Source organism: Thalassobacter sp. HA4-2, assembly GCF_055693705.1.
In genome coordinates this window covers 924,005-945,420 of sequence record NZ_JBVFUK010000001.1, presented here as the reverse complement: position 1 = coordinate 945,420, position 21,416 = coordinate 924,005, and the positions used below count along the sequence as shown (strand labels likewise).

20 protein-coding genes, 2 tRNA genes and 1 pseudogene are annotated in these 21,416 nt (G+C 63.8%); 5 read left to right on the top strand and 18 right to left on the bottom strand.

The genetic code is table 11. The features are described 5' to 3' along the window. Positions 1-53: 53 nt before the first annotated feature. Complete coding sequence (locus ACZ1G0_RS04860) at positions 54-1,109, bottom strand: NAD(P)/FAD-dependent oxidoreductase (RefSeq protein ID WP_472735913.1); 1,056 nt, start codon at positions 1,107-1,109, stop codon at positions 54-56. A gap of 75 nt (positions 1,110-1,184) precedes the next feature. Here ACZ1G0_RS04860 and ACZ1G0_RS04855 point away from each other — a divergent pair, with 75 nt between their 5' ends. Beyond that, positions 1,185-2,066: an ABC transporter permease gene (locus ACZ1G0_RS04855; protein ID WP_472735912.1), complete on the top strand. Its 882-nt coding sequence runs from the start codon at positions 1,185-1,187 to the stop codon at positions 2,064-2,066. Beyond that, positions 2,063-2,863, top strand: coding sequence for an ABC transporter permease (locus ACZ1G0_RS04850; protein ID WP_472735911.1), 801 nt, complete (start codon positions 2,063-2,065; stop codon positions 2,861-2,863). Before ACZ1G0_RS04855 ends, ACZ1G0_RS04850 begins: the two co-directional genes overlap by 4 nt. A 74-nt stretch (positions 2,864-2,937) precedes the next feature. Here the strand turns inward: ACZ1G0_RS04850 and ACZ1G0_RS04845 are convergent, their stop codons facing one another. From ACZ1G0_RS04845 to rlmB, 3 genes are all read right to left on the bottom strand, one after another. Next, positions 2,938-3,411, bottom strand: coding sequence for a CoA-binding protein (locus ACZ1G0_RS04845; protein WP_472735910.1), 474 nt, complete (start codon positions 3,409-3,411; stop codon positions 2,938-2,940). Between the two features lie 180 nt (positions 3,412-3,591). Continuing rightward, the gene (locus ACZ1G0_RS04840) at positions 3,592-3,873 is read right to left on the bottom strand and encodes a hypothetical protein (protein WP_472735909.1); all 282 of its coding nucleotides are present in this window, start codon (positions 3,871-3,873) and stop codon (positions 3,592-3,594) included. 3 nt (positions 3,874-3,876) lie between these two features. Further along, positions 3,877-4,656, bottom strand: coding sequence for a 23S rRNA (guanosine(2251)-2'-O)-methyltransferase RlmB (gene rlmB / locus ACZ1G0_RS04835; protein ID WP_472735908.1), 780 nt, complete (start codon positions 4,654-4,656; stop codon positions 3,877-3,879). 112 nt (positions 4,657-4,768) lie between these two features. Here rlmB and ACZ1G0_RS04830 point away from each other — a divergent pair. Next, positions 4,769-4,852 (top strand) — tRNA-Tyr (locus ACZ1G0_RS04830). A gap of 139 nt (positions 4,853-4,991) precedes the next feature. Here ACZ1G0_RS04830 and ACZ1G0_RS04825 read toward each other — a convergent pair. The 12 genes and pseudogenes from ACZ1G0_RS04825 to ACZ1G0_RS04770 all read right to left on the bottom strand — a co-directional run bounded on the left by ACZ1G0_RS04825 (position 4,992) and on the right by ACZ1G0_RS04770 (position 17,318). Then, positions 4,992-5,067 (bottom strand) — tRNA-Val (locus tag ACZ1G0_RS04825). Between the two features lie 54 nt (positions 5,068-5,121). Continuing rightward, complete coding sequence (locus ACZ1G0_RS04820) at positions 5,122-5,610, bottom strand: aggregation factor core (protein WP_472735907.1); 489 nt, start codon at positions 5,608-5,610, stop codon at positions 5,122-5,124. 12 nt (positions 5,611-5,622) lie between these two features. Beyond that, the gene (locus ACZ1G0_RS04815; RefSeq protein WP_472735906.1) at positions 5,623-6,219 is read right to left on the bottom strand and encodes a histidine phosphatase family protein; all 597 of its coding nucleotides are present in this window, start codon (positions 6,217-6,219) and stop codon (positions 5,623-5,625) included. A gap of 45 nt (positions 6,220-6,264) precedes the next feature. Continuing rightward, the gene (locus tag ACZ1G0_RS04810; protein WP_472735905.1) at positions 6,265-7,197 is read right to left on the bottom strand and encodes an aldo/keto reductase; all 933 of its coding nucleotides are present in this window, start codon (positions 7,195-7,197) and stop codon (positions 6,265-6,267) included. Positions 7,198-7,221: 24 nt separating this feature from the next. Then, a pseudogene (locus ACZ1G0_RS04805) lies at positions 7,222-9,659 on the bottom strand (heavy metal translocating P-type ATPase). A gap of 74 nt (positions 9,660-9,733) precedes the next feature. Continuing rightward, positions 9,734-11,200: a mannitol dehydrogenase family protein gene (locus ACZ1G0_RS04800; protein ID WP_472735904.1), complete on the bottom strand. Its 1,467-nt coding sequence runs from the start codon at positions 11,198-11,200 to the stop codon at positions 9,734-9,736. 20 nt (positions 11,201-11,220) lie between these two features. After that, positions 11,221-11,988: an L-iditol 2-dehydrogenase gene (locus ACZ1G0_RS04795; RefSeq protein ID WP_472735903.1), complete on the bottom strand. Its 768-nt coding sequence runs from the start codon at positions 11,986-11,988 to the stop codon at positions 11,221-11,223. Next, on the bottom strand, positions 11,985-12,989 hold the full coding sequence (locus tag ACZ1G0_RS04790) for an ABC transporter ATP-binding protein (RefSeq protein ID WP_472735902.1): 1,005 nt from the start codon (positions 12,987-12,989) through the stop codon (positions 11,985-11,987). The genes ACZ1G0_RS04795 and ACZ1G0_RS04790 overlap by 4 nt, the downstream gene beginning before the upstream one ends. A 26-nt stretch (positions 12,990-13,015) precedes the next feature. Continuing rightward, entirely contained in the window at positions 13,016-13,846 is an 831-nt protein-coding gene (locus ACZ1G0_RS04785; RefSeq protein WP_472735901.1) for a carbohydrate ABC transporter permease, read from the bottom strand. Between the two features lie 2 nt (positions 13,847-13,848). After that, positions 13,849-14,754, bottom strand: coding sequence for a carbohydrate ABC transporter permease (locus ACZ1G0_RS04780; RefSeq protein ID WP_472735900.1), 906 nt, complete (start codon positions 14,752-14,754; stop codon positions 13,849-13,851). 118 nt (positions 14,755-14,872) lie between these two features. Then, on the bottom strand, positions 14,873-16,186 hold the full coding sequence (locus ACZ1G0_RS04775; protein WP_472735899.1) for an ABC transporter substrate-binding protein: 1,314 nt from the start codon (positions 16,184-16,186) through the stop codon (positions 14,873-14,875). A 97-nt stretch (positions 16,187-16,283) separates the two neighbouring features. Continuing rightward, complete coding sequence (locus tag ACZ1G0_RS04770) at positions 16,284-17,318, bottom strand: LacI family DNA-binding transcriptional regulator (RefSeq protein WP_472735898.1); 1,035 nt, start codon at positions 17,316-17,318, stop codon at positions 16,284-16,286. A 109-nt stretch (positions 17,319-17,427) separates the two neighbouring features. Here ACZ1G0_RS04770 and ACZ1G0_RS04765 point away from each other — a divergent pair, with 109 nt between their 5' ends. Beyond that, positions 17,428-18,033 (top strand): nucleoside/nucleotide kinase family protein, encoded by a 606-nt coding sequence (locus ACZ1G0_RS04765; RefSeq protein ID WP_472735897.1) that lies wholly within the window; start codon positions 17,428-17,430, stop codon positions 18,031-18,033. 5 nt (positions 18,034-18,038) lie between these two features. Here the strand turns inward: ACZ1G0_RS04765 and ACZ1G0_RS04760 are convergent, their stop codons facing one another. After that, complete coding sequence (locus tag ACZ1G0_RS04760; RefSeq protein ID WP_472735896.1) at positions 18,039-19,235, bottom strand: NAD(P)/FAD-dependent oxidoreductase; 1,197 nt, start codon at positions 19,233-19,235, stop codon at positions 18,039-18,041. Between the two features lie 127 nt (positions 19,236-19,362). On the opposite strand from ACZ1G0_RS04760, the gene ACZ1G0_RS04755 reads away from it, so the two are divergent. Next, the gene (locus tag ACZ1G0_RS04755; RefSeq protein ID WP_472735895.1) at positions 19,363-19,896 is read left to right on the top strand and encodes a hypothetical protein; all 534 of its coding nucleotides are present in this window, start codon (positions 19,363-19,365) and stop codon (positions 19,894-19,896) included. 23 nt (positions 19,897-19,919) lie between these two features. Here the strand turns inward: ACZ1G0_RS04755 and ACZ1G0_RS04750 are convergent, their stop codons facing one another. Continuing rightward, complete coding sequence (locus ACZ1G0_RS04750) at positions 19,920-21,416, bottom strand: NAD(P)(+) transhydrogenase (Re/Si-specific) subunit beta (RefSeq protein WP_472735894.1); 1,497 nt, start codon at positions 21,414-21,416, stop codon at positions 19,920-19,922.

The window sequence follows — 21,416 nt, the reverse complement described above, 5'->3', positions numbered from 1 at the left end:
CGCTTCATAAACTGGAAAAGGGTCGCCTCGGGCGGCCCTTTTTTTGCGCAGGCCTATTGGAAACGCCCGGGCCGAAACGGAGCCAACAGCGCCGTGCTCTCGTTGCTGGGTCCCATGCTGATCTCACGTGCCAAAAGCTCGCCCATGACAGCGGCCAACGTCAGGCCGGAGTGCATGGTGGCCACGGTCAGCCCCGGGCGCAGGCGCCCCACTGCTGGCAGGCCATCGGCGGGCACGGGGCGGGCCGCGCGTGTGACCCGTGCCCAATCCAGATCGTGACCGGGCAACAGGGCCCGCAGGCGTTTGATCGCATCCGCCGCCGCCACTGGGCCTGTGATGTCCAAAGCCTCGGACGTGTCCCCTTGATGCGAGGCTGCGGTCGGCATGACCAGCACGCCGTCGGGGCGTTGACGGACTTCGCCGGTGTCCGTGGCCAGCACGTGTGACAACACAGGTGCGACGGGTCTGGTTTCCATGACGTAGGCCGGGCGGGGCACCATGGGCAGCGGGATATCCAGCGTCGCCAAAAGTCCTTCGGTGCCCGTACCTGCGGCCACCAGCACCTCGTCGGCATGCAAGATGCCCGCGTCCGTGTGCACCCCCGTGATCGTGTCCGCCTTGGCTTCAAACCCGGTGACCCGCGTGCCAGACACGACCCGCACCCCGGACAACAAGGCTGTGACCAGTTCGGACGACTCTGCCGCGGCCTCGGTCGGGAACAGCAGCACCTCTTCCGGCAACCCGGCCACCGCCGGTTCCAAGGCTTGGACCTGTGCGCGGGTCAGGATATCGACCGGATAGTCCTGTTCGGTCAGGGCGCGGGCGGTGTCGTGCAGGGCGTCGCCCTGAAACTCCCAACTCAGGCACCCCGTTTGCACCAAAGGAATATCCAGATCCCGCGCCAACCGGTCATAGGCCTGCATCCCCGCAAGGCGTAGCCGATAGTGATCCGCGTTCAACGCGAAGGAGGCATTGATCCATCCAAACGATGCCGGCGTCGCCCCGGCATCCGCCGCCAGAACGGTCACATCCGCCCCTGCCTGCGCCAGCCGGTAGGCGGCCGCCGCACCGATCACACCGCCGCCCACAATGATGATTTTCTGTGCCATCGCCTGTCCCGCCCCCTTGGTCCGTTGACAACACTGCCCCAAGCAGGAAAGTGGAGCAACAAGGAGAGCCACCCGTTGTTCAGTTTCTGCACCGACCCATCGACCCTGGACACCCTGCGGTGGTTTGCGTGCTATCTGACCACGGGCAAGCACATGAACTTCTACATCAGCTTCGGCACGGTGCTGTTGTTGCTGGCGATCACGGCTCCCCTTGCCTTGGCCTTCGGCTTTGCCGGGGCATCGGCGGCGCGGTCTCGGGTTTGGCCCGTGCGGTGGTTCGGCAAGGGCTACATCGCTGTGGTGCGCGGCGTGCCGGACATCGCGTTCTTCCTGTTCTTCGTCATCGCGCTGGATCAGGCATTCGAGTACCTGCGCCACAAGGTCAAGTGCCCCGACTGGGACGAACCGATCCGGCAGGGCAACGACTTTATCGTGTGCCAAGCCGCCAAGCTGCCCTTGGGCAATGCCCCGCAGTGGGTGCACGAAAGCTATGGCTTCATGCTGGCCGTGCTGACCTTTGCCATCGTGTTCGGGGCGTTCGCGTCCAACGTGTTGTACGGGGCCATGCGGGCGGTGCCGCGCGCGCAACTGGAAACCGCCGAGGCTTATGGCATGACCACACGCCAGATCTTTTGGCGGATCCTCGTGCCGCAGATGTGGGTCTACGCCCTGCCCGGCCTGTCGAACCTGTGGATGGTATTGATAAAGGCCACGCCCTTGCTGTTCCTGCTGGGGGTGGAGGACATCGTCTATTGGGCGCGAGAGTTGGGCGGCACAGCCAACCCCCGCTTCACCGACTATCCCCACGGGGACTGGCGCATGTGGTACTTCCTGTTTTTGCTGGTGTTCTATCTGGCCTTCACCCGCGTGTCCGAAGTGATGTTGGACCGCCTGATGCTGCGCTTGTCCCACGGTCAAGCCACCACGGGCGGTGACGCGCAAAGGAAAGCGGCATGAGCTGTTGGCAAACGATCACCGACTACGGCCTGCGGTCCATCGGATACGGAGAGCGGTTGCTGCCGCGCACAGATTTCACCCTGTGTCAGCAATTCACCCTGATCGGGTCGGGCATGATCTGGAACATCTACTTCGGCCTGATCGCCCTGTGCCTTGGGTTCTTTCTGGCCGTGGCGGTGGGCGTGGGCAAATCCGCGTCCAACCCGTGGGTGCAGCGCCCATCCGCGTGGTTCATCTTTGTGTTCCGGGGCTCGCCCTTGTTCATCCAGTTCTTCTTTGCCTATTTCACCTTTCTGTCCCTGAAATCCGTCTCGCCGGTTTTTGATGCGTTTTCCGCGGCGTGGCTTGGGGCGCTGATCGTGTTGTTCCTGAACACGGCCGCCTACACGGGCGAGATTTTCTACGGCGCGTTGCGGTCCATCCCAAGAGGCGACATGGAGGCCGCGGACGCCTACGGCATGTTCGGCTGGGCCAAGTTCCGCCGCATCACCTTCCCCACCATGCTGCGTCTGGCATGGCCCGCCTATACCAACGAGGCGATCTTTCTGTTCCATTCCACGACACTGGTGTTCATCACTGGCTTTCCAGCACGCCAGCAACAGGGCGACGCGCTGTATTACGCCAGCTATTTCGCAGACAAGACGTTCAACCCCTTCGTGCCCTACCCGATCCTGGCGATGTATTTCATCTTGGTGACCCTGCTGATCATTGCCGTGTTTGGCTGGGCCAACCGGCGGTTGAACCGGCATCTGGGGACGGCCCCGAAACTGAAAATTCGGCCCAACCTGATCCGATGAGTGGGGGCCAGCCCCCACACCCCCGAGGGTATTTTGGGAACAATGAGGGGCGGGCGCGTTAACCTTAACGGGCGTTAGAGTTTCGAGCTGATGATGCCAGTGTTGAAGCCGCCCATGCGCAACTCTCCGAACAGGCGCTGATATTCGATCTTGGGACAGCGGTTTTGGATCACGGTCAGGCCGGCCGTCTGCGCCTTTGCAGCCGCCTTTGGGTGCGTCACGCCGATTTGCATCCAGATGCAGCTGACACCGGACAGATGGGTCAGGGTGTCTTCGACGATTTGCGGCACAGCTTCGGGCCGGCGAAAGATGTCGACGATGTCCACTGGCTCCGTGATGTCCGATAGATCAGCATGGATGGTTTCGCCGAACAGGGTTTTACCCGCATGACCGGGGTTCACCGGGATCACCCGAAAGCCCCTTTGCGTCAGATATCGCGCCACGTAGTGGCTGGGACGGATCGGATTTGGCGAGACGCCAACACAGGCAAACGTCTTGGGCCGGGTCAGGATATCGCGCAGCAGGGCGTCAGAAGGATTGAACGTCATGGCCAGATTGGGCCAGAAAAAAACGCCCGCAGCAAGGGCCACGGGCGCGAAGTGCGGAACGAGGGACAGTGAGGGCCGCGCGGCGGTTCCGACATCCGCAAGCCCGTAGGAGTTAAATGGGAACGATTGGCCGCCAGAAAAGAGGGGCCGAATGCGTCGGCAAAAAGGTGCCGATGCAGGTCAGTCAAAAATGTCCTCGATGACGTCAAACGCCTCGCCCAAAGCCTTTTTCCAGAGCGGCTTGCGCTTTTTGACCTTTTTCTTTTTCGGCGGGCGGGCGGCGGGGGCACTTGTGGGCTGGGCTTTGGGCGCTTTGACCGGGGCCATGCGTAGGGGCTTCATCTCGTGCAAGGGCGCGCCGCAGGCCCCGCAGGCCAGCTCGTGCCCATGGCGGGCGGTCAGGCGCAGCGTGGTGCGTTTGCCGCAATAACAGCAAGTCGCGATCTTGGTCTGGTGGGCCATCGGTTACCCCTTTCCCAACCCATATAGGGACACTGCGGCCGCATTCGAGACGTTGAGCGACCCAAAACCGCCCGCCGGGTCGATACGCACCAGATGATCGCACAGCTCTTTGGTGCGCTGGCGCAGGCCCGGACCCTCGGCCCCAAGGGCGATCGCCACAGGACGGTCGGTCAGGCGGGCGGCGACCTCGGTCAGGGTTTCCTCGGCCTCGCCATCCATGCCTATCAGGGTGTAACCGAGCTCCCGCAGCGCCTCCATCCCGTCGCCTAGGTTGCCTATGCGCAGGTAGGGTTGCCGTTCCAGCGCGCCGGACGCGGTCTTGGCCAGCGCGCCCGTCTCGGGGGCGGCATGGCGCGTCGGCGCGACCACGGCCCGGGCGCCAAACACCTCGGCGGAGCGCAAGATCGCGCCCACGTTGTGGGGGTCCGTCACCCGGTCCAGCAGGACAACGCGCGGAGTCTGGCCCCGGCCCGGCAGGCAGACATCGCGCAACTTGCCCCAGTCCAGCGGCTTGACCTCCAACGCGGCACCCTGATGTACAGACCCGGGATCAAGGGGCACAGGAAACTTGCGCGGGTCGGCCATTTCGGGAACCACACCTCTGGCCCGGATCGCCTCGCCCAGCTTGTCGGCGGCGTTCTTGGTCAGCACCAGCCGCAGCTTCTCGCGGGCTGGGTTTTCAAGGGCATCGCGCACGGCATGAAGGCCAAACAGCCAGACCGTATGATTGGCGGCGGCGCGCTTGGCTTGTTCTTTTTCGACGATCCACTTGGGCTTTTTCATGGCAGGCTCCTGACGTTCCCTCTCTCTTGCGGCACGGGCGGGCTATGCGCAAGCGGCTGGGTGATTTTTGCGGTTGACGGGGTTAGGGGGGCCAGATAATCAGCCGCTCAGTGGGCGACAGGCCGCAAGGTGTGGCAGGGGACTGTAACTCCCTCGCGGAGACGCACGCCTGGTTCGATTCCAGGGTCGCCCACCACTTCACAAATTCGTTAATGGTCGTTGGCATACTACGCTGCCGCCAGACGTTGCTTGGATATACAGCGGTTCACCGGGACTGACATGGCCTGTTCACGGCGCTTGCCGCGGCAGTGCTGGCATCATTTGCGAGGGAGGAATGGTGGGTCGTGAGAGGCTCGAACTCCCGACATCTTCGGTGTAAACGAAGCGCTCTACCAACTGAGCTAACGACCCGACGAGGGCGTCATAGTCCAGCAACGCCCCCTTTGCAAGACCCTTCGCGTCCTTTTAGTTGCACGTTGTGCCCGACGTTTGCCCGCGGCCCTGCCTATCCAAAGACCCGCGCCACAAAACAGCATCGCCTTTGCGCACAACGATCGCCGTACCCTCGATTTCGGAACCTGAGGCCGTGATCGTACGCCGGCCGAGGGTGTCATCCACATCGGTGGTAAACGCGACCTCTGCGCCCGCCTCCAGCTGCGTCAAAGCCAACGTGACGCTGCGGTCGCCATCGCTGACCGTTGGCACGGCGGCAAGCGCCTGCGCGCCTGCGATGACCCTTAAAGGCTGAAACACTTGCACACCGGCGCCCTGATCGGTGGTGTCGAAAATCAATCCACCGATGGAAGGGGTCAGATCAATGGTGATCTCTACCTCAGACACTGCGCAAGCGCCCGTGTTTGTGATCGTAAATCGGTCGGTTGGGGCGCCTTCGTCGAAAGCGACGCGGATCTGCGCCACGGCGGGCGTGGCAACGCAAAGGGCCATGGCGATCATGAAAAAGCGCAGCTAAAGTGCCCCCTCAGGTACGGTGGGCAAGGCAGATTGAGACCCGTTTTCAATGACATAGACAACCCCCTGCCCGCCCGGCAGATCGCCCAGATCCGAGGACGGCAAGCCCAAGGCCACCGCGCGCAGCATCCGTGACGTGATGCCGTGGGTCACGAGGATCGTGGGGCCGGTCAAGCTGTCCAACAGGTCCGTGCACCGGGCCCGCAGGGCGGCGAACCCTTCCCCGCCCGGTGCGTGTTCGTACAGGGCCAGCGGGCCGTCAGGGGTGTCTTGAAGCGTCACGCCGGGGGCCGATAGCCCCGCGCGCAACTGTCCCGACCACGCGCCCACCTCGATCTCGCGCAGGCGGTCATCGGTGCGTAAGTGACTGACTTGCCTTGCCAAAGCAATTGCTGCGGTCTCGAAGGCGCGGCCTTGGGGGCTGACGCGCACCTCGATCTGATCGAGGGGCAAGGCCGCCAAGGCGCGCCCCTGTGCGGCGGCTTGATCGCGGCCAAGAGCCGTTAACGGAGAGTTCAGTGCCCCCTGAAAGCGCCCCTCGGCGTTCCATTCCGTCTCGCCGTGGCGCAGGACGTAGATCGTGGGATATGGCATGGGCGGCTCCTTTCCCCATCGGATACACCGCGAAGGCGCGGCGGGCTAGGCCTCTTCCAGACGGTCCGTGGCGGGGGCAGGCGTTGGGGTCAGGGCGGTCAGGCGGGCGTAGGTCAGCGCATCCAGATCGTAGGCCATGGCCGCCAGCGACGGGGCCAGTTGATCCGCATCCCGGGCGCTGATGATCGGGGCCGTAACGCCCGGATTTGCCGCGGCCCAGGCCACCGCCAGCGTTGCGGGGTGCACGCCCAAATCCACTGCAATATCAGACAGTTGTCCCGCCGCCGCGTGCATCCAGTCGGGGTTGTAGCGCGCCTTGTAGCGGGGGTCGCTGGACAACCGCCCCTGCCCGCCTTGCGCGTATTTGCCCGTCAGCAGACCACCGCCAAGGGGCGAATAGGGGGCGACGGCGATCCCCTCGGATTGGGCCATGGGCAGGATCTCGACCTCTGCCTGTCGTTTGACCAGCGAGTACATGGGCTGGAGCAGGTCGATCCGGGTGTCGAAGGTTGCCGCGACCCCTTGGGCCTTGACCACCTGCCACGCCGCAAAGTTGGACACGCCGATGAACCGCACCGCGCCAGAGGCTTGCAGGTTGGCAAGGGTTTCGAAGGTTTCCGCCAACGGCGTGTCCCCGTCCCAGCGGTGCAGGTACAGCACGTCCACCATGTCCATGCCCAGGCGCTTACGGCTGATATCAAATGATTTCAGGATGTTATCCCGGCTGCTGCCACCGGTGTAAGCGGCCTTGGTGGCGATGATCAGGTCGTCACGTTCAGGCGCTGCGCATTGGCCCAGCAGGGTTTCCGACGCCCCATCGGTGTAGACATAGGCCGTGTCGAAGAAGTTGATCCCGGCCGCGCGAGAGGCGTCGTACATGGCGCGGCTGGCCTGGGCGTCCGCCGTTCCGCCGAACTGCATGGTGCCGAAACACAGGCGCGACAGGGCGGCGCCGTTGGGGGAGGTGATCTGTGTCATGTCCGCTCCTGACTGGTGCGCAGGTTATGCCACAGGCGCGCCAGGATGCGAAGCGCGCAGCTTGCGCAGGCGCAGGGCGTTGGTCAGGACCGACACGGACGACAGGGCCATGGCACCCGCCGCGAACCCCGGGGACAGCATCCAGCCGAACGCCGGGTACAATGCACCGGCCGCCACGGGAATCAGCGCGGCGTTGTAGCCGAAGGCCCAGCCGAGGTTCTGGCGAATGTTGCGCAAAGTCGCACGAGACACGGCCAACCCGTGCACAACATGCAGCAGGTCGCCCGACATCAAGACCACATCGGCACTTTCGATGGCGACATCGGTGCCCGTGCCGATGGCGATGCCGACATCCGCATGGGCCAGCGCCGGGGCGTCGTTGATCCCGTCCCCGACAAAGGCGATGGTGCCCCCCCGGCGCAGATCATCGAGGGCCGCGACCTTGCCGTCCGGCAGGACACCGGCCACGACATCCGTGATGCCAAGCTGGGCGGCGATGGCATGGGCGGTGGGCTCCGCATCGCCCGAGATCATGGCGACGCGCAGGCCGCGATCCGTCAGGGCGCGGATGGCCGCCGCGCTGGAGGGTTTGATCGGGTCGGCCACGGCGATCAGGGCGGCCAGTGCGCCGTCCACCGCCATGAACACCACCGTCTGTCCTTGGGCGGCGAGGGAACTGGCTTGGCCCTCCAACGGGGTCGTGTCGATGCCATGAGCCTGCATCTGGCGCGCGGCCCCGATGACTACCGTCTGGCCTTCGACGCGCGCGGATATGCCTTGGCCGGTGGTAGATATGAAATCTGCGGCCTCGGGCACATCCCCCGAAACTGACCCCGGGGCGGCCTGCACGATGGCGTGGGCGATGGGGTGTTCGGACAGGGCCTCTACGGCGGCGGCAAGGGTCAGGATCTCGGCCACGGAGCGTGTCCCCATGGGGACAACCTGTGTCACTTGCGGCTTGCCTTCGGTGATCGTGCCGGTCTTGTCAAAGGCGATGACATCCACGCCCGCCAGCGATTGCAGGGCGTCGCCCTTGCGGAACAACACCCCCAGCTCTGCCGCGCGGCCGGTGCCCACCATGATCGAGGTCGGCGTGGCCAGACCCATGGCGCAGGGGCAGGCGATGATCAGGACCGACACCCCCGCCACCAGTGCCAGCGTCCCGCCGGGCCCCACCGTCACCCACACCAGCACCGTCAGCGCCGCCACCACCAGCACCACCGGCACGAACCAAAGCGTCACGCGGTCCACCAGCGCCTGAATCGGCAGCTTGGCCCCTTGGGCCTGTTCCACCATGCGGATGATCTGGGCCAGTGTCGTATCCTCGCCCGTGCGGGTCACACGCAGGGTCAGGGCACCTGTGCCGTTGATCGTGCCGCCCGTCACCGCGTCGCCCGGGGCCTTGGCCACGGGCAGGGGTTCGCCGGTGATCATGGCCTCGTCCACGTTGCTGGAGCCTTCGGTCACTTCGGCGTCTGTGGGGATCCGTTCGCCCGGGCGGACCAGCACGGTGTCCCCGGTCACGAGGGCCGCGATGTCCACGTCTTGCGCCGTGCCGTCCCGCAGCAGTCGCGCCGTGCGCGGTTGCAAGCCCACCAGCGCGCGGATGGCGGCCCCTGTGCGGCCCTTGGCGCGCGCCTCCAGGGTGCGGCCCAGCAGGATCAGCATGACGATCACCGCCGCCGCCTCGAAATACACGGCGCGGGACCCTTCGGGCAGGGCCTGCGGGGCAAGGGTGGCGACAATGGAGTAGCCCCAGGCCGCTCCGGTGCCCAAGGCCACAAGGCTGTTCATATCCGGCGCGCCTTTCACAAGGGCCGGCACCCCGCGCGCAAAAAGGTCCGCCCCGGCCCCAGCAGCAGCGCGGTGGTCAGGACCATCTGGATCACCCAGGACGCCTGCATCCCGATTGTGCCCATGATGACGTGATGAAACGCCGGGATCATATGCCCGCCCATTTCCAGCACGAACACAGGCACGCCAAGGCAGGCGGCCATGATCGTCTGGCGGGCCAGCGCCCGGGCCTCGTCGGCCTTGCGGTCCACGGGGGCACTGTCGGTCTTGGGGTGCGCGGGATAGCCCGCGTCCGCAAGGGCCAGCGCCACGCGCGCGGGCGTGGTGACGCCGCCCAGATGAGTCACGGTCGCCGTCTCGGTGGCAAGGTTCACGCTGGCCGCGGTGACGCCCGGTTGGGCGCGCAGGGCCGCCTCTGCCCGGGCCACGCAGGACGCGCAGCTGAGGCCCTCGACCACCAGTGTCGTGGTCTCGGCGCGCACAGGATAGCCCAGATCGGCCAAGGCAGCGGCCACGGGGGCTACGTCATCGGTGGTCAAGGTCGCGCTTTCAGTCGCAAGGTTCACGGCCACGTCGGCCACGTCTGCGCGGGCGCGCAGCATGGCATCCACACGGCCCACGCAGGACCCGCAGTTCAAACCCGTCAGGGGCAAGGTTACGGTTGGCATGGCACGCTCCTTCTTGGCTGACCTCGACATAGGCCCGGGCCAGGGGAATTGTAACTGCGTGCTTTGGTCCTAGGCTAGGCGCTGGTGTAGGCTGTCAGGGCCGAGGTGACGCCGTGGGCCACGATATGCCCGTGCCACTGGGTGAAGGCATCGGCAAAGGTGGGCTGGTGGGCCAGATCGCCGTAGATATGCGCCATCCCCAGCCATGCCTTGGGCCCCTGTTGCGCAATCGCCGTCAGATCGTCCCAGAAGGGGTCATTGGGCGCGATGGGGGTGCCATCCTCGCGGGTGCCTTGGCAATACCGCGCCCACAGGGCAGAGGCGAGGGCGAGGCCCTCGACCGGCACCCCGGCCGCCAGACCATCCAGCACCGAAGGCAGGACAAAGCCCGGCTGGCGGGACGACCCGTCAAAGGCCACGCGGCGGGTGGTATCCTTGATCTTGGGGTTGGCAAAGCGGCTGACAACCAGATTTAAATAGGCGGCCGGATCGGTGCCGGGCACGGCGGCCACATGGGGCGCCACCTCGGTGGTGATGACCTTGCGCAAGAAGGCGTCGATCAGCGGGTGCGCCATGGTGTCGGCAATCGTCTCGGTGCCCAGCAATTCACCGGGGACGGCGATGACCTGGTGCCCGCCGTTCAGGATGCGGATCTTCATCGCCTCGAAGGGGTGGACGTCGTCGGTCAGGGTTGCGCCCGCGTCTTCCCATGCGGGGCGACCGGCGCAAAAGTGATCCTCGATCACCCATTGGCGAAAGTTCTCGTGGGTCACGGGGGCCTGATCGTCGATGCCGAAGGTTTTGACCAGCGCCAGTTCATCCGGGCCGGTGGCGGGCACGATGCAATCGACCATCGCGTTGGGGAAGGCCCCCTGCCCGGCGATCCAGTCCGCCAGATCCGGGTCGGTCATGCGGGCCAGCGTCACGATGGTGTCGCGCAGGCGGTCGCCGTTGCCTTGCAGGTTGTCACAGCTTTGCCCTGTGAAGGGCGGGTGCCCGGCGAGGCGGCGCAGGCGCAGGGCCTCGACCATGGCGCCAAAGGCGGTGCGGGGGCTTTGCGGATGGGCCACGTCGTGCTGGATGTCCGCGTGATCCACGTCCATGGCCCCGGTGGCTGGGTCGATGAAATAACCGCCCTCGGTCACGGTCAGGGCGACGATGCGGATAGCGGGGTCGGCCATTTGCGCGATCAGGGGGCCGTTGCCGTCCTGCACGGGCAGAAAGTCGATCATGGAGCCGCAGACCTCGGCTCGGGTGCCGGATGGGTCCAGTTCGATCAGGGTCGTCAGGCAGTCCTGGGCCAGCAGGCGGTCGCGCATGGCCGCATCGCCCGCGCGCACGCCCGCGCCGATGATCGCCCAGTCGTGGGCCTTGCCCTGTTCCATCAGGCGGTGCAGATACCACGCCTGGTGCGCGCGGTGAAAGTTGCCAAGGCCGATGTGCACGATGCCCGGTGTCAGGGCCGCGCGGTCGTAGGTGGGGACGCGGACGTCCTGCGGCATGTCGGACAGTGTCGCATTCGACAGGGGTGTCGTGGTCATAGTGTTGGTCCCATCTGCCATCAGTTCATCCAGTTTCCGCCGTCTACGTTATAGGTCTGGGCCACGATGTAGTCGGCGTCATCGCTTGCCAGAAACACGGCCATGCCGGTCAGGTCCTGTGCCGTGCCCATGCGGCCATGGGGGACGGCGGCGCCCACTTCGGCCTTTTTCTGGCCCGGGGCCTTGCCCTCGTGCTTGGCAAAGAAGGCATCCACCCCGTCCCAGTGTTCCCCGTCCACAACCCCCGGAGAGACTGCGTTCACGTTGATCCCGTGGCGGATCAGGTCCAGCCCGGCGGATTGGGTGATCGAAATCACCGCCGCCTTGGTGGCGCAATAGACCGCCACAAGCGGCTCGCCCCGGCGGCCCGCCTGGCTGGCCATATTGATGATATGGCCCCGAATGCCCCGGTCGATCATGTGCCGCGCCACGGCCTGCAACGTGAACAGGGTGCCTGCGACGTTGATATCAAAGACGCGCTGGAAATCCGCACGGTCGATCTCGACGATCGGGGCGGCGGTGAACAGGGCGGCGTTGTTGATCAGAATGTCGATCTGGCCCAACGCGGCCACGGCCTGTGTCACGCCCGCGTCGATGCTGTCTTGCAATGTCACGTCCATCTCGATGGCGACGGCACCGATGTCAGCCGCCGCCGCGCGCGCCCGGTCGATGTTGATATCCGCGATGGCCACGCGCGCCCCTTCGGCGATGTAGCGTTTGGCAAATTCCAACCCGATACCGCGGGCGGCCCCGGTGATCAGGGCGGTCTTTCCGGTCAGTCGCATCACTCGATCCTCAGACCGTCGGCGCCGAATTTGTGGATCACGTCCGCGCGCGGGGTCAGGTGCACCGTGTCGCCGTATTTGAAGTCCACTTCGCCGTCTGCACGCACAGTGATGGTGTCGGCAAGCCCGGTGTCGTGGATGTGGAAGAAGGTGTCGGAGCCCAGGTGTTCGGACACGCCGACCTTACCTGTCCACGGCCCTTCGGTGGCCGAGATCGTCAAGTGTTCGGGCCGCACGCCAATGGTGTGCGCGCCGTGCTTGGCGGCCTCTGGCCCCTCGATCAGGTTCATCTTGGGCGAGCCGATGAAACCGGCCACAAAGGTGTTGCGCGGAGCCTTGTATAGCTCCAGCGGGCTGCCGACCTGTTCGATGTAACCGGCGCGCAGCACGACGATCTTGTCGGCCATGGTCATGGCCTCCACCTGATCATGGGTCACATAGATCATGGTGGTGTCGAGTTTCTTGTGCAGCTCGCTGATTTCCATGCGCATCCCGACCCGCAGGGCGGCGTCAAGGTTCGACAAAGGCTCGTCAAACAAGAAGGCCGAGGGTTCGCGCACAATCGCGCGGCCGATGGCGACCCGCTGGCGTTGACCACCCGACAGTTGGCCCGGGCGACGGTCCAGATAGTCGGTCAGGTTCAGGGCCTTGGCCGCGGCCTCGATCCGGCGGTCCTGTTCGGCCTGATCCATCTTGGCCATGCGCATTGGAAACGCGATGTTCTTGCGCACGGTCATGTGGGGATACAGGGCGTAGGATTGGAACACCATGGCCAGACCGCGTTTGGCGGGGACCAGATCGGTGGCGTCCTTGCCGTCGATCTCGATATGGCCGGTGGTGATATCCTCCAGCCCCGCGATCAGACGCAGCAGGGTGGATTTCCCGCAGCCCGAGGGGCCGACGAAGACCGTGAACTCACCGTCTTCGATGGTCAGGTCCAGTGGGGGGATGACTTGGGTCTCGCCAAAGCTTTTGGTGACCTGTTTGAGTTGGATTTGTCCCATGGATCAGGTTCCTTATTTCGTTTGTCTTATTTGACGGCGCCGAAGGTGAGGCCGCGGACAAGTTGCTTTTGGCTGAACCAGCCAAGGATGAGGATCGGTGCGATGGCCATGGTGGAGGCCGCCGAGAGTTTCGCGAAGAACAGGCCTTCGGGGGACGAGTAGCTGGCGATAAAGGCCGTCAGCGGGGCTGCGTTCACACTTGTCAGGTTCAGGGTCCAGAAGGCCTCGTTCCATGCAAGAATGAAGTTCAACAACATGGTGGAGGCGATCCCGGGCACGGCCATGGGGGTCAGAACATAGAGGATCTCTTGGCCCAGGGTGGCCCCGTCCATCCGCGCGGCCTCCAGGATCTCCCCGGGGATTTCGCGGAAGTAGGTGTACAGCATCCACACAATGATCGGCAGGTTGATCAGCATCAGCACGATCATCAGGCCAATGCGGCTGTCCAGCAGGCCCAGCTCGATGAACAGCAGGTAGATGGGGTAGAGCACACCCACCGCCGGCAGCATCTTGGTGGAGAGCATCCACAGCAGGATGTCCTTGGTTCGGTGCGAAGGCACAAAGGCCATGGACCATGCCGCAGGCACCGCGATAATCAGACCCAGCAGCGTGGAGCCCCCCGCCAGAAAGATCGAGTTCCACAGGAACCGGCCGTAGTTGGACCGCTCCAGCACCGTGGCGTAGTTTTCCAGCGTCCAGTCAAAGCCCAGAAAGATGGGCGGGCTGGCGATGGCTTGGCCCTCGGTCTTGAAGGACGTCAGGATGGTCCAAAGGATCGGGAAGAAGATCAGCAGACCAATGGCCCACGCGATCGTGGTGTTGATTGCCTTGCGGCGGGATGTAACAGCGCGCGCCATGATCAGTTATCCAGGTTCTTGCCGACGATCCGCATCAGGAAAATCGCGACGATGTTTGCAAGGATGATGGCATAGACGCCACCGGCGGACCCGAGGCCAACGTTCTGGCTTTCCAGCACACGTTGGAAGATCAGGTAGGACAATGTCCGGGTGCCAAATGCGCCGCCCGTGGTCACAAAGATCTCGGCAAAGACAGCCAGCAGGAAGATCGTCTGGATCAGCAGCACGATGGTGATGGCCCGCGACAGGTGCGGCAGGACGATGAACCAGAACCGCTTGTGCCATGGCGCGCCGTCCATCTCGGCGGCTTCCAACTGTTCGCTGTCCAGCGACTGGATCGCCGTCAGCAGGATCAGCGTGGCAAAGGGCAGCCACTGCCACGACACGATCATGATGATCGACGGCAGCGAGGCGTCGGACAGCCAGCTGACAGGTTCCGCCCCGAAAAAGCGCCACAGGTGGGAAAACAGGCCGTTCACGGGGTCCATGAACATGTTTTTCCAAACCAGCGCGGAAACGGTGGGCATCACGAAGAAGGGGGCGATGACAAGGATCCGCACGACACCTTGGCCCCACATGGGCTGGTCCAGCAGCATGGCGATGAAGATGCCCAGAACAATGGTGATCGCAAGAACGCCCAGCACGATGATCAGCGTGGTCTGCACCGCAGGCCAAAATGCGCTGGAGGTGACAAAGCGGCGATAGTTGTCAAAGCCGACCCAGTCAAAATTCGGAAAAAGGGTGAACCATTCCCAGCCGCTTTCGATCCGGTCACCGCGCAGGGGCAGGAACTTCTTGAAAGAAAAGATCAGGGTCAGGGTCAGAGGCACCAACATCCAGACCAGAAGCACAAAGACCGCGGGGGCCATCATGATCCGGGCGGCGGTGCGGGACGCTTTGGTTGCCATTGGATGTACCTCTCCTATGGACGGGCAGCACGGATGGGCCCATCTTCAGATGTATAGCAATTTCGGATGGGTCGTTAAGGTGAGGGCGGCCCCGGTCAGGCCGCCCTCGGAGAGACGCTTAGCGGTAGCCAGCGGCTTCCATAGCTTCGTTGGTGATGGCTTGCGCCTTCGCCAGCGCTTCTTCGACGGTCTGCTGACCGGCGTAAGCGGCCGAGAACTCTTGGCTGACTTCGGTGGCGATGCCAGCGAATTCAGGGATCGCGGCGAACTGAATACCGACGTAGGGGCTAGGCTCTACGGTGGAGTTGTTCGGGTCAGCCGACAGGATCGAGTCCAGGGTCATTTGTGCGAAAGGCACGGCTTGGTATTCGGGGTTTTCGTACAGGGATGTACGGGCACCCGGAGGCACGTTTGCCCAACCTTCGTTGGCTGCAACCAGCTCGATGTAGTCCTTGGAGGTGGCCCACTCGATGAACTGTTTTGCTTCGGCTTCCTGCTGCGTACCGGCGGGGATTGCCAGTGCCCAGGCCCACAGCCAGTTGGAGCGTTTGCCCAAACCGTTGTCGGGGGCCAGTGCGAAGCCAACGCTGTCTGCCACAGTGCTGTCATCGCCAGTCACGAAGGACGCCGCAACGGTGGCGTCAATCCACATGCCGCATTTGCCTTGGTTGAACAGCGACAGGTTCTCGTTGAAGCCGTTGGTGGCGTAACCGGCAGGACCGGATTCGTCCATCATACCCTTGAAGAAGTTCAGTGTGTTGGCCCAGGCTTCGGTGTCGAACTGTGCGTTCCAGTCCATGTCGAACCAGCGCGCGCCGAAGGAGTTGGACATGGCCGTGATGAATGCACCACCCTCGCCCCAACCGGCCTTGCCGCGCAGGCAGATGCCGTTGATCTCGTTCTCGCGGTCGGTCATGGCAGCCGCGGCTTCGCGGATGAAGGTCCATGTTGGCGCGTCAGGCATTTCCAGACCGGCAGCTTCCATCAGGTCCGTGCGATACATGACCATGGAGGATTCACCGTAGAACGGTGCCGCATAAAGCGTGCCGTCATGGGACAGGCCACCCGCCATTGCGGGCAGGATGTCAGCCGCGTCGTATTCGGCGGACAGATCGTCCAGCGCCACCAGCCAGCCGTTCGAACCCCAGATCGGGGTTTCATACATGCCGATGGTCATGATGTCGAACTGACCACCTTTGGTGGTGATGTCCGTTGTGACGCGCTGGCGCAGCACGTTTTCTTCCAGCGTGACCCACTCCACGTTGATGCCGGTGGCTTCGGTGAAGTTGTCTGTGTAGCCCTGCATACGGATCATGTCGCCGTTGTTCACGGTGGCGATGGTGATCGTTTTGCTGTGGCCATCTGCATAAGCGCCGGTTGCTGCAATCAAAGATACAGCGGTCGCCGCACGAAGTGCGTTCCCAAAGTACATTCTATTCCTCCCTTAGGTCTGAATGCCTGTAGCTTGGGTAAAGCTATATCACTTCAAGCGTCAACTATTATATTTACGGGCGTAAAGTTTTTAGCGATCAAGCAGACGCACGCATGATCAGGTTTCCCGGAATATATCTTTTTTCCACAGGGGTTTGCGCCCCGTCCAACACGGAAAACAAAATCTCGGCGGCCTGTCGGGAAATTGCGTCAAAATCTTGACCGATGGTGGTCAGAGGGGGGCAGGTATATCGCGAAAAAGGGTGATCATCCTGCCCCGCGATACGAATCCCATCCCCTTCGTCGCGCCCGACCTTGATCCCGCGCTCGAATGCGGCCGTCAAAAGACCGATGGCCAGCCGGTCGTTACTGCACAAGATCGTGCGCGAGGTGAAGGCACCGGTGTCAAAGGCCCGCGCCCCTTCGGTCAGGCCAATGTGCTCAAACCCCCACCCGGTGCCGGGCACCCGGACGATTTGCGGTACATGACCCAGACGTTCCATCGTCTCGATGTAGCTGTGACGCCGCTTGCGGGCGTTAGGGTTGGCGGGGGTTTCCATTTCGAAAAAGCACGGCGGCTGGCCGGTGCGGCACAAAAAGTCCACCATCAGCCGGGTAAACTGCGGGTTGTCCGCCCCGACGAAAGACAGCCCAAGGTCCGCCAGTTCGCTGTCGAACAGGACTGTGGGCACTTTCTTGGTGAACTTTTCGATGGCGCGCCGGTCGGAGGCCCGCCCCAGTGGCGCGATCAGCACCCCGGCAGGCTTCATGGATCGCAGGGTTTCCAGAATGTCCACCTCGGTCGCCGGATCGCCGTGGGCGGAAAACACCGTTGGTCGATAACCGGCATCAAGACAGATCTGTTCGATACTGCGCGCAAACTCCCCAAACACCGGGTCTGCCAGAAACGGCACCACGATCCCGATGTTCTTGGTCAGTTTGCGGTTCTGGTTCACCGCATAGACGTTAGGGCGGTAGTCATAGGTCTCTAGCGCCGCCTCGATCCGTTGGCGGGTGCTGACCCGGACCGAATTGGGGTCGTTGAAGTATTTCGACACGGTCGGGCGCGAAATCCCACTGACGGCGGCGAACTCCTCCATGTTGCGGATCTTGGTGGGGACATCGGTAGACATAAGGGGGCCTTGACGTTTACTACCGGCAAAGAAAGCATTGCCGCGCGTCAATATTTACAAGATATGGGCAAAATTACCAACAAAAGTTGTTTTCCTGGAAGGACCGGCCATGACCCCCAGCGACATAGCGCAAGAAATAGCCGCCCTGCCCCACAGCGGGCTGCGCCGGATCGTGGCCTTGGCCGGCGCGCCCGCCAGCGGGAAATCCACCCTGGCCCAGCAGATCGCGGCCTGTGATCCGTCCTGCGCCGTGGTGCCCATGGACGGGTTTCATTTGGACAATGCCCTGCTAGAGGCGCGCGGTCTGCGGGCGCGCAAAGGATCGCCCGCGACCTTTGACGTGGCGGGCCTGTCCCACCTGATCGGACGTCTGCGGCGCGAACCGCGCGTGATCTACCCCCTGTTCGACCGTGCCCGGGACGCGGCCATCGCAGGGGCGGGCGAGGTCGGACCCGAGATCACCAAGATCATCGTAGAGGGCAATTACCTGCTGTTGGATCAGGCCCCTTGGGACGGGCTGGCCCCGCACTGGGACCTGACGATCCAGCTACAGGTCCCCATGGTAGAGTTGCGCGCGCGGCTGCTGCAACGCTGGGCGGATCACGGGTTCTCGCCCGCCGATGCGCTGGCCAAGGCCACGGGCAACGACCTGCCCAATGCCGAAACCTGCGCCGCCCACAGCCGCCCGGCGGATATCACCATCGAACAGGGCTAGGGGTGTCAGATCACCGCCTGCTCCACCACCCGGCCTTGGGCGGCCAGCCGGTCGAACCCAAAGGGCGACAGGTCCAGCGTGCGGTAGCCCCCGTAGGTCAGCCATTCCGCCACCCCGCGTCCCATGGCAGGCGATTGCTGCAACCCGTGGCCGGAAAACCCGTTGAGGAAGATGAAATTCGCAAGCTCCGTATGGGGGCCCACGATCGCGTTCTGGTCAAAGACGTTGTAGGCATAGTGCCCGGTCCACTCGGTGGTCACGCGGATCGCCTCGAACTGGGGGATGCGGGTGGCGATAGTGGGCCAGACGTGGCTTTCCCACAGGTCGTGATCCATGGCGAAATCCGTGGGATCCACCGCCACATCCACCAGCGGCGCGGCCCCGGCCATGTAGGTCGTGGGCCCGTCCTGCCGGAAATGCACGCCAGAGGGGTCGATGGTCAGGGGCAACTCCCGGTCCAGGGGCCGCTCGGCCGTGAAGATATAGGTGAAGCGTTTGCGCGGCTCCACCGGCAGGTCAATCCCCGCCATGCGCGCGGTCTGGGCCGCCCGGGGGCCAGAGGCATTGACCAGCTGACCGCAGCTGATGACCTCGCCGCTGGCAAGGGTCACGCTGTCCACGCGCGCGCCCTTGCGGTTGATGGCCACGACCGTGTTCTGGACATACTCCACGCCGCGCGCCCGGGCGGACCGGCGCCACCAGTCAAACACCGTGCCCCCGTCCCAATACCCCTCGTCCCGGCGGTTGATCGAGCCCAGCTGGATATCATCCAACGCATAGAACGGATAGCGGGCGGCGATGTCGTCCGGTGACAACAACTCCGTCTCGGCCCCCGCGGCGCGCTGCACCTGCCAGTTGCGGCGCAGGGTGTCGGCAAAGCCCGGGGTGTCCGCCAGATACAGATAGCCAAAATTCTGGATCGTCTGGGCCGGCACGCGCGGGTCCCCGATCCGTTCGGGCAGGGTCTTGACGAATGCGGCGGCGAACTGGCTGATGCGCACGTTCAGCGCGGTGGAAAACTGCTGCCGCATGCACGAATTCGTGTGCGCGGTCGAGCTGTTGGCATAGGACAGGTCCCGGTCAATCACCAGGACCCGCCCGTCAAAATCCGCGGTGTCCGTCAGAAACCACGCCACCGACGATCCCATGATGGCCCCGCCGATGATCACGACGTCGTACTGGGTGTGGGCAGGTGCTGTCATGGCGTCTCTCACGGCAAAGGATGTGCCGCAAACCGTTAGCGCCCCGCCCCCCTGCCGCGCAAGTGCCTGTTGCAAGCGATGCCGTGGCCGCTACCATGCATGCTGACCAAACCCGAAAGGAGATCCCATGCCACACATACTCCCCTACCTTGCGGCAGGCCTTGCCGTAGGCCTTGCGGCCTGCACACCCACGGGCGATCCCGCGACCCAGGCAGACAGCCGCGTGGTGCAGCAGGTCCCCGTGACCGACGATTTCAACGAAATCAAATCCAAATGGACGGGCTTGCCGGGCGGCTACACCCTGCGCTGGACCCCCGTGGCCGGGCCGAACAACGCCATCCTGATTTGTGGCACCATTGCCTATACCAACGCCCAATTGCGCCAAATCGAACAGCGCCGCATCAAAGAGGCCGAGATCCAGTTCGATGGGCGCACGGTCCTGACGGACCTCAGCTTCTTCGCCGTCGCCCCGACCGAGGCACGGATCGCCGCAACACCGGCAAACTGCGCGGACGCGGGCAGCCCCCCAACCGGGTCGAGCGGATCAGCCTGCAAATGCCGCCCGGGCAATTTCGCAACTGACCCCCGTCTTCATTGGGTCCCAAATACCCAAACAAAAACGCCCCACCAACGGGCGGGGCGTTTTTTCGTGTGTCGGTAGGGTGGGACTTGTCCCACCGCCCCCTAGTCGATCTTGGGCAACAACTCGTCCAGCGACTTCTTGGCGTCGCCGTAGAACATGCGCGTGTTCTCTTTGTAGAACAGCGGGTTCTCGATGCCCGAATACCCGGTGCCCTGACCGCGCTTGGACACGAACACCTGTTTCGCCTTCCAGCATTCCAGCACCGGCATACCGGCGATGGGGCTGTTGGGGTCCTCTTGGGCGGCGGGGTTCACGATGTCGTTGGACCCGATCACGATGGCGACGTCCGTATCGGGGAAATCGTCGTTGATCTCGTCCATCTCCAGCACGATGTCGTAGGGCACCTTGGCCTCGGCCAGCAGCACGTTCATGTGCCCGGGCAGACGACCGGCAACGGGGTGGATCGCAAAACGCACCTCTTTGCCCTGGGCGCGCAGCTTGCGGACCAGTTCGGCCACCGCCGTTTGGGCCTGGGCCACCGCCATGCCGTAGCCGGGGATGATGACCACGCTGTCGGCCTCGTTCAAGGCCGCGGCCACGCCGTCGCTGTCGATGGCGACTTGTTCACCCTCCACAGCCATCTGTTCGCCCGCCGGGCCACCGAAGCCACCCAGGATCACGGACACGAACGACCGGTTCATCGCCTTACACATGATGTAGGACAGGATCGCCCCGGAGGAGCCCACAAGCGCGCCCACCACGATCAGCAGGTCATTGCCAAGGCTAAAGCCAATGGCCGCCGCTGCCCAACCCGAGTACGAGTTCAGCATGGACACCACCACGGGCATGTCCGCCCCGCCGATACCGTTGATCAGGTGATAGCCGATGAACAGCGCCAGCAGTGTCAGCAGAACCAGCGTCCAGGACCCGGCACCGCCCAGATACATGGCAGCAAACAGAACCGACCCGGCAGCCGCCGCGATGTTCAGCATGTGCCCCCCGGGCAGCTTGTTCGCACCACTGTCGATCTTGCCCGCCAGCTTGCCATAGGCGATGACGGACCCTGTGAAGGTCACGGCACCGATCCAGATGCCCAGCACCAGTTCCACCCGCAGGATGCCGATCTCGACGGCGGATTTCTTGGCAATCAGCGCGCCAAAGGTGGACAGGCCGTCATAGGCCTCTTTCGGCAGGCCAATGGCGGTGTAGCCATCGGGACCCACGGCCCCCAGCACCCCACCGTTTTCTGCATAAAGCGCGGACATGGCGTTGATCATGATGTCGGCGTTGAAGCCCACAAAGACCGCCGCCAGACCGACGAGGGAGTGCATGATGGCAACCAGTTCCGGCATCTGGGTCATTTCGACCTTGGTGGCCAGTTGGTAGCCCACAAAGCCCCCCATCGCCATCAACACGAGGCTGATGAACCACAGGCCGGATGCAGGGCCGATCAGGGTGGCGGCAACCGCCAGACCCATGCCGACAATGCCGTACCACACGGCGCGCTTGGCGCTTTCCTGTCCCGACAAACCGCCGAGGCTCAGGATGAAGAGGACTGCCGCGACCGCATAGGCCGCAATCGTAAATCCGAATTCCAT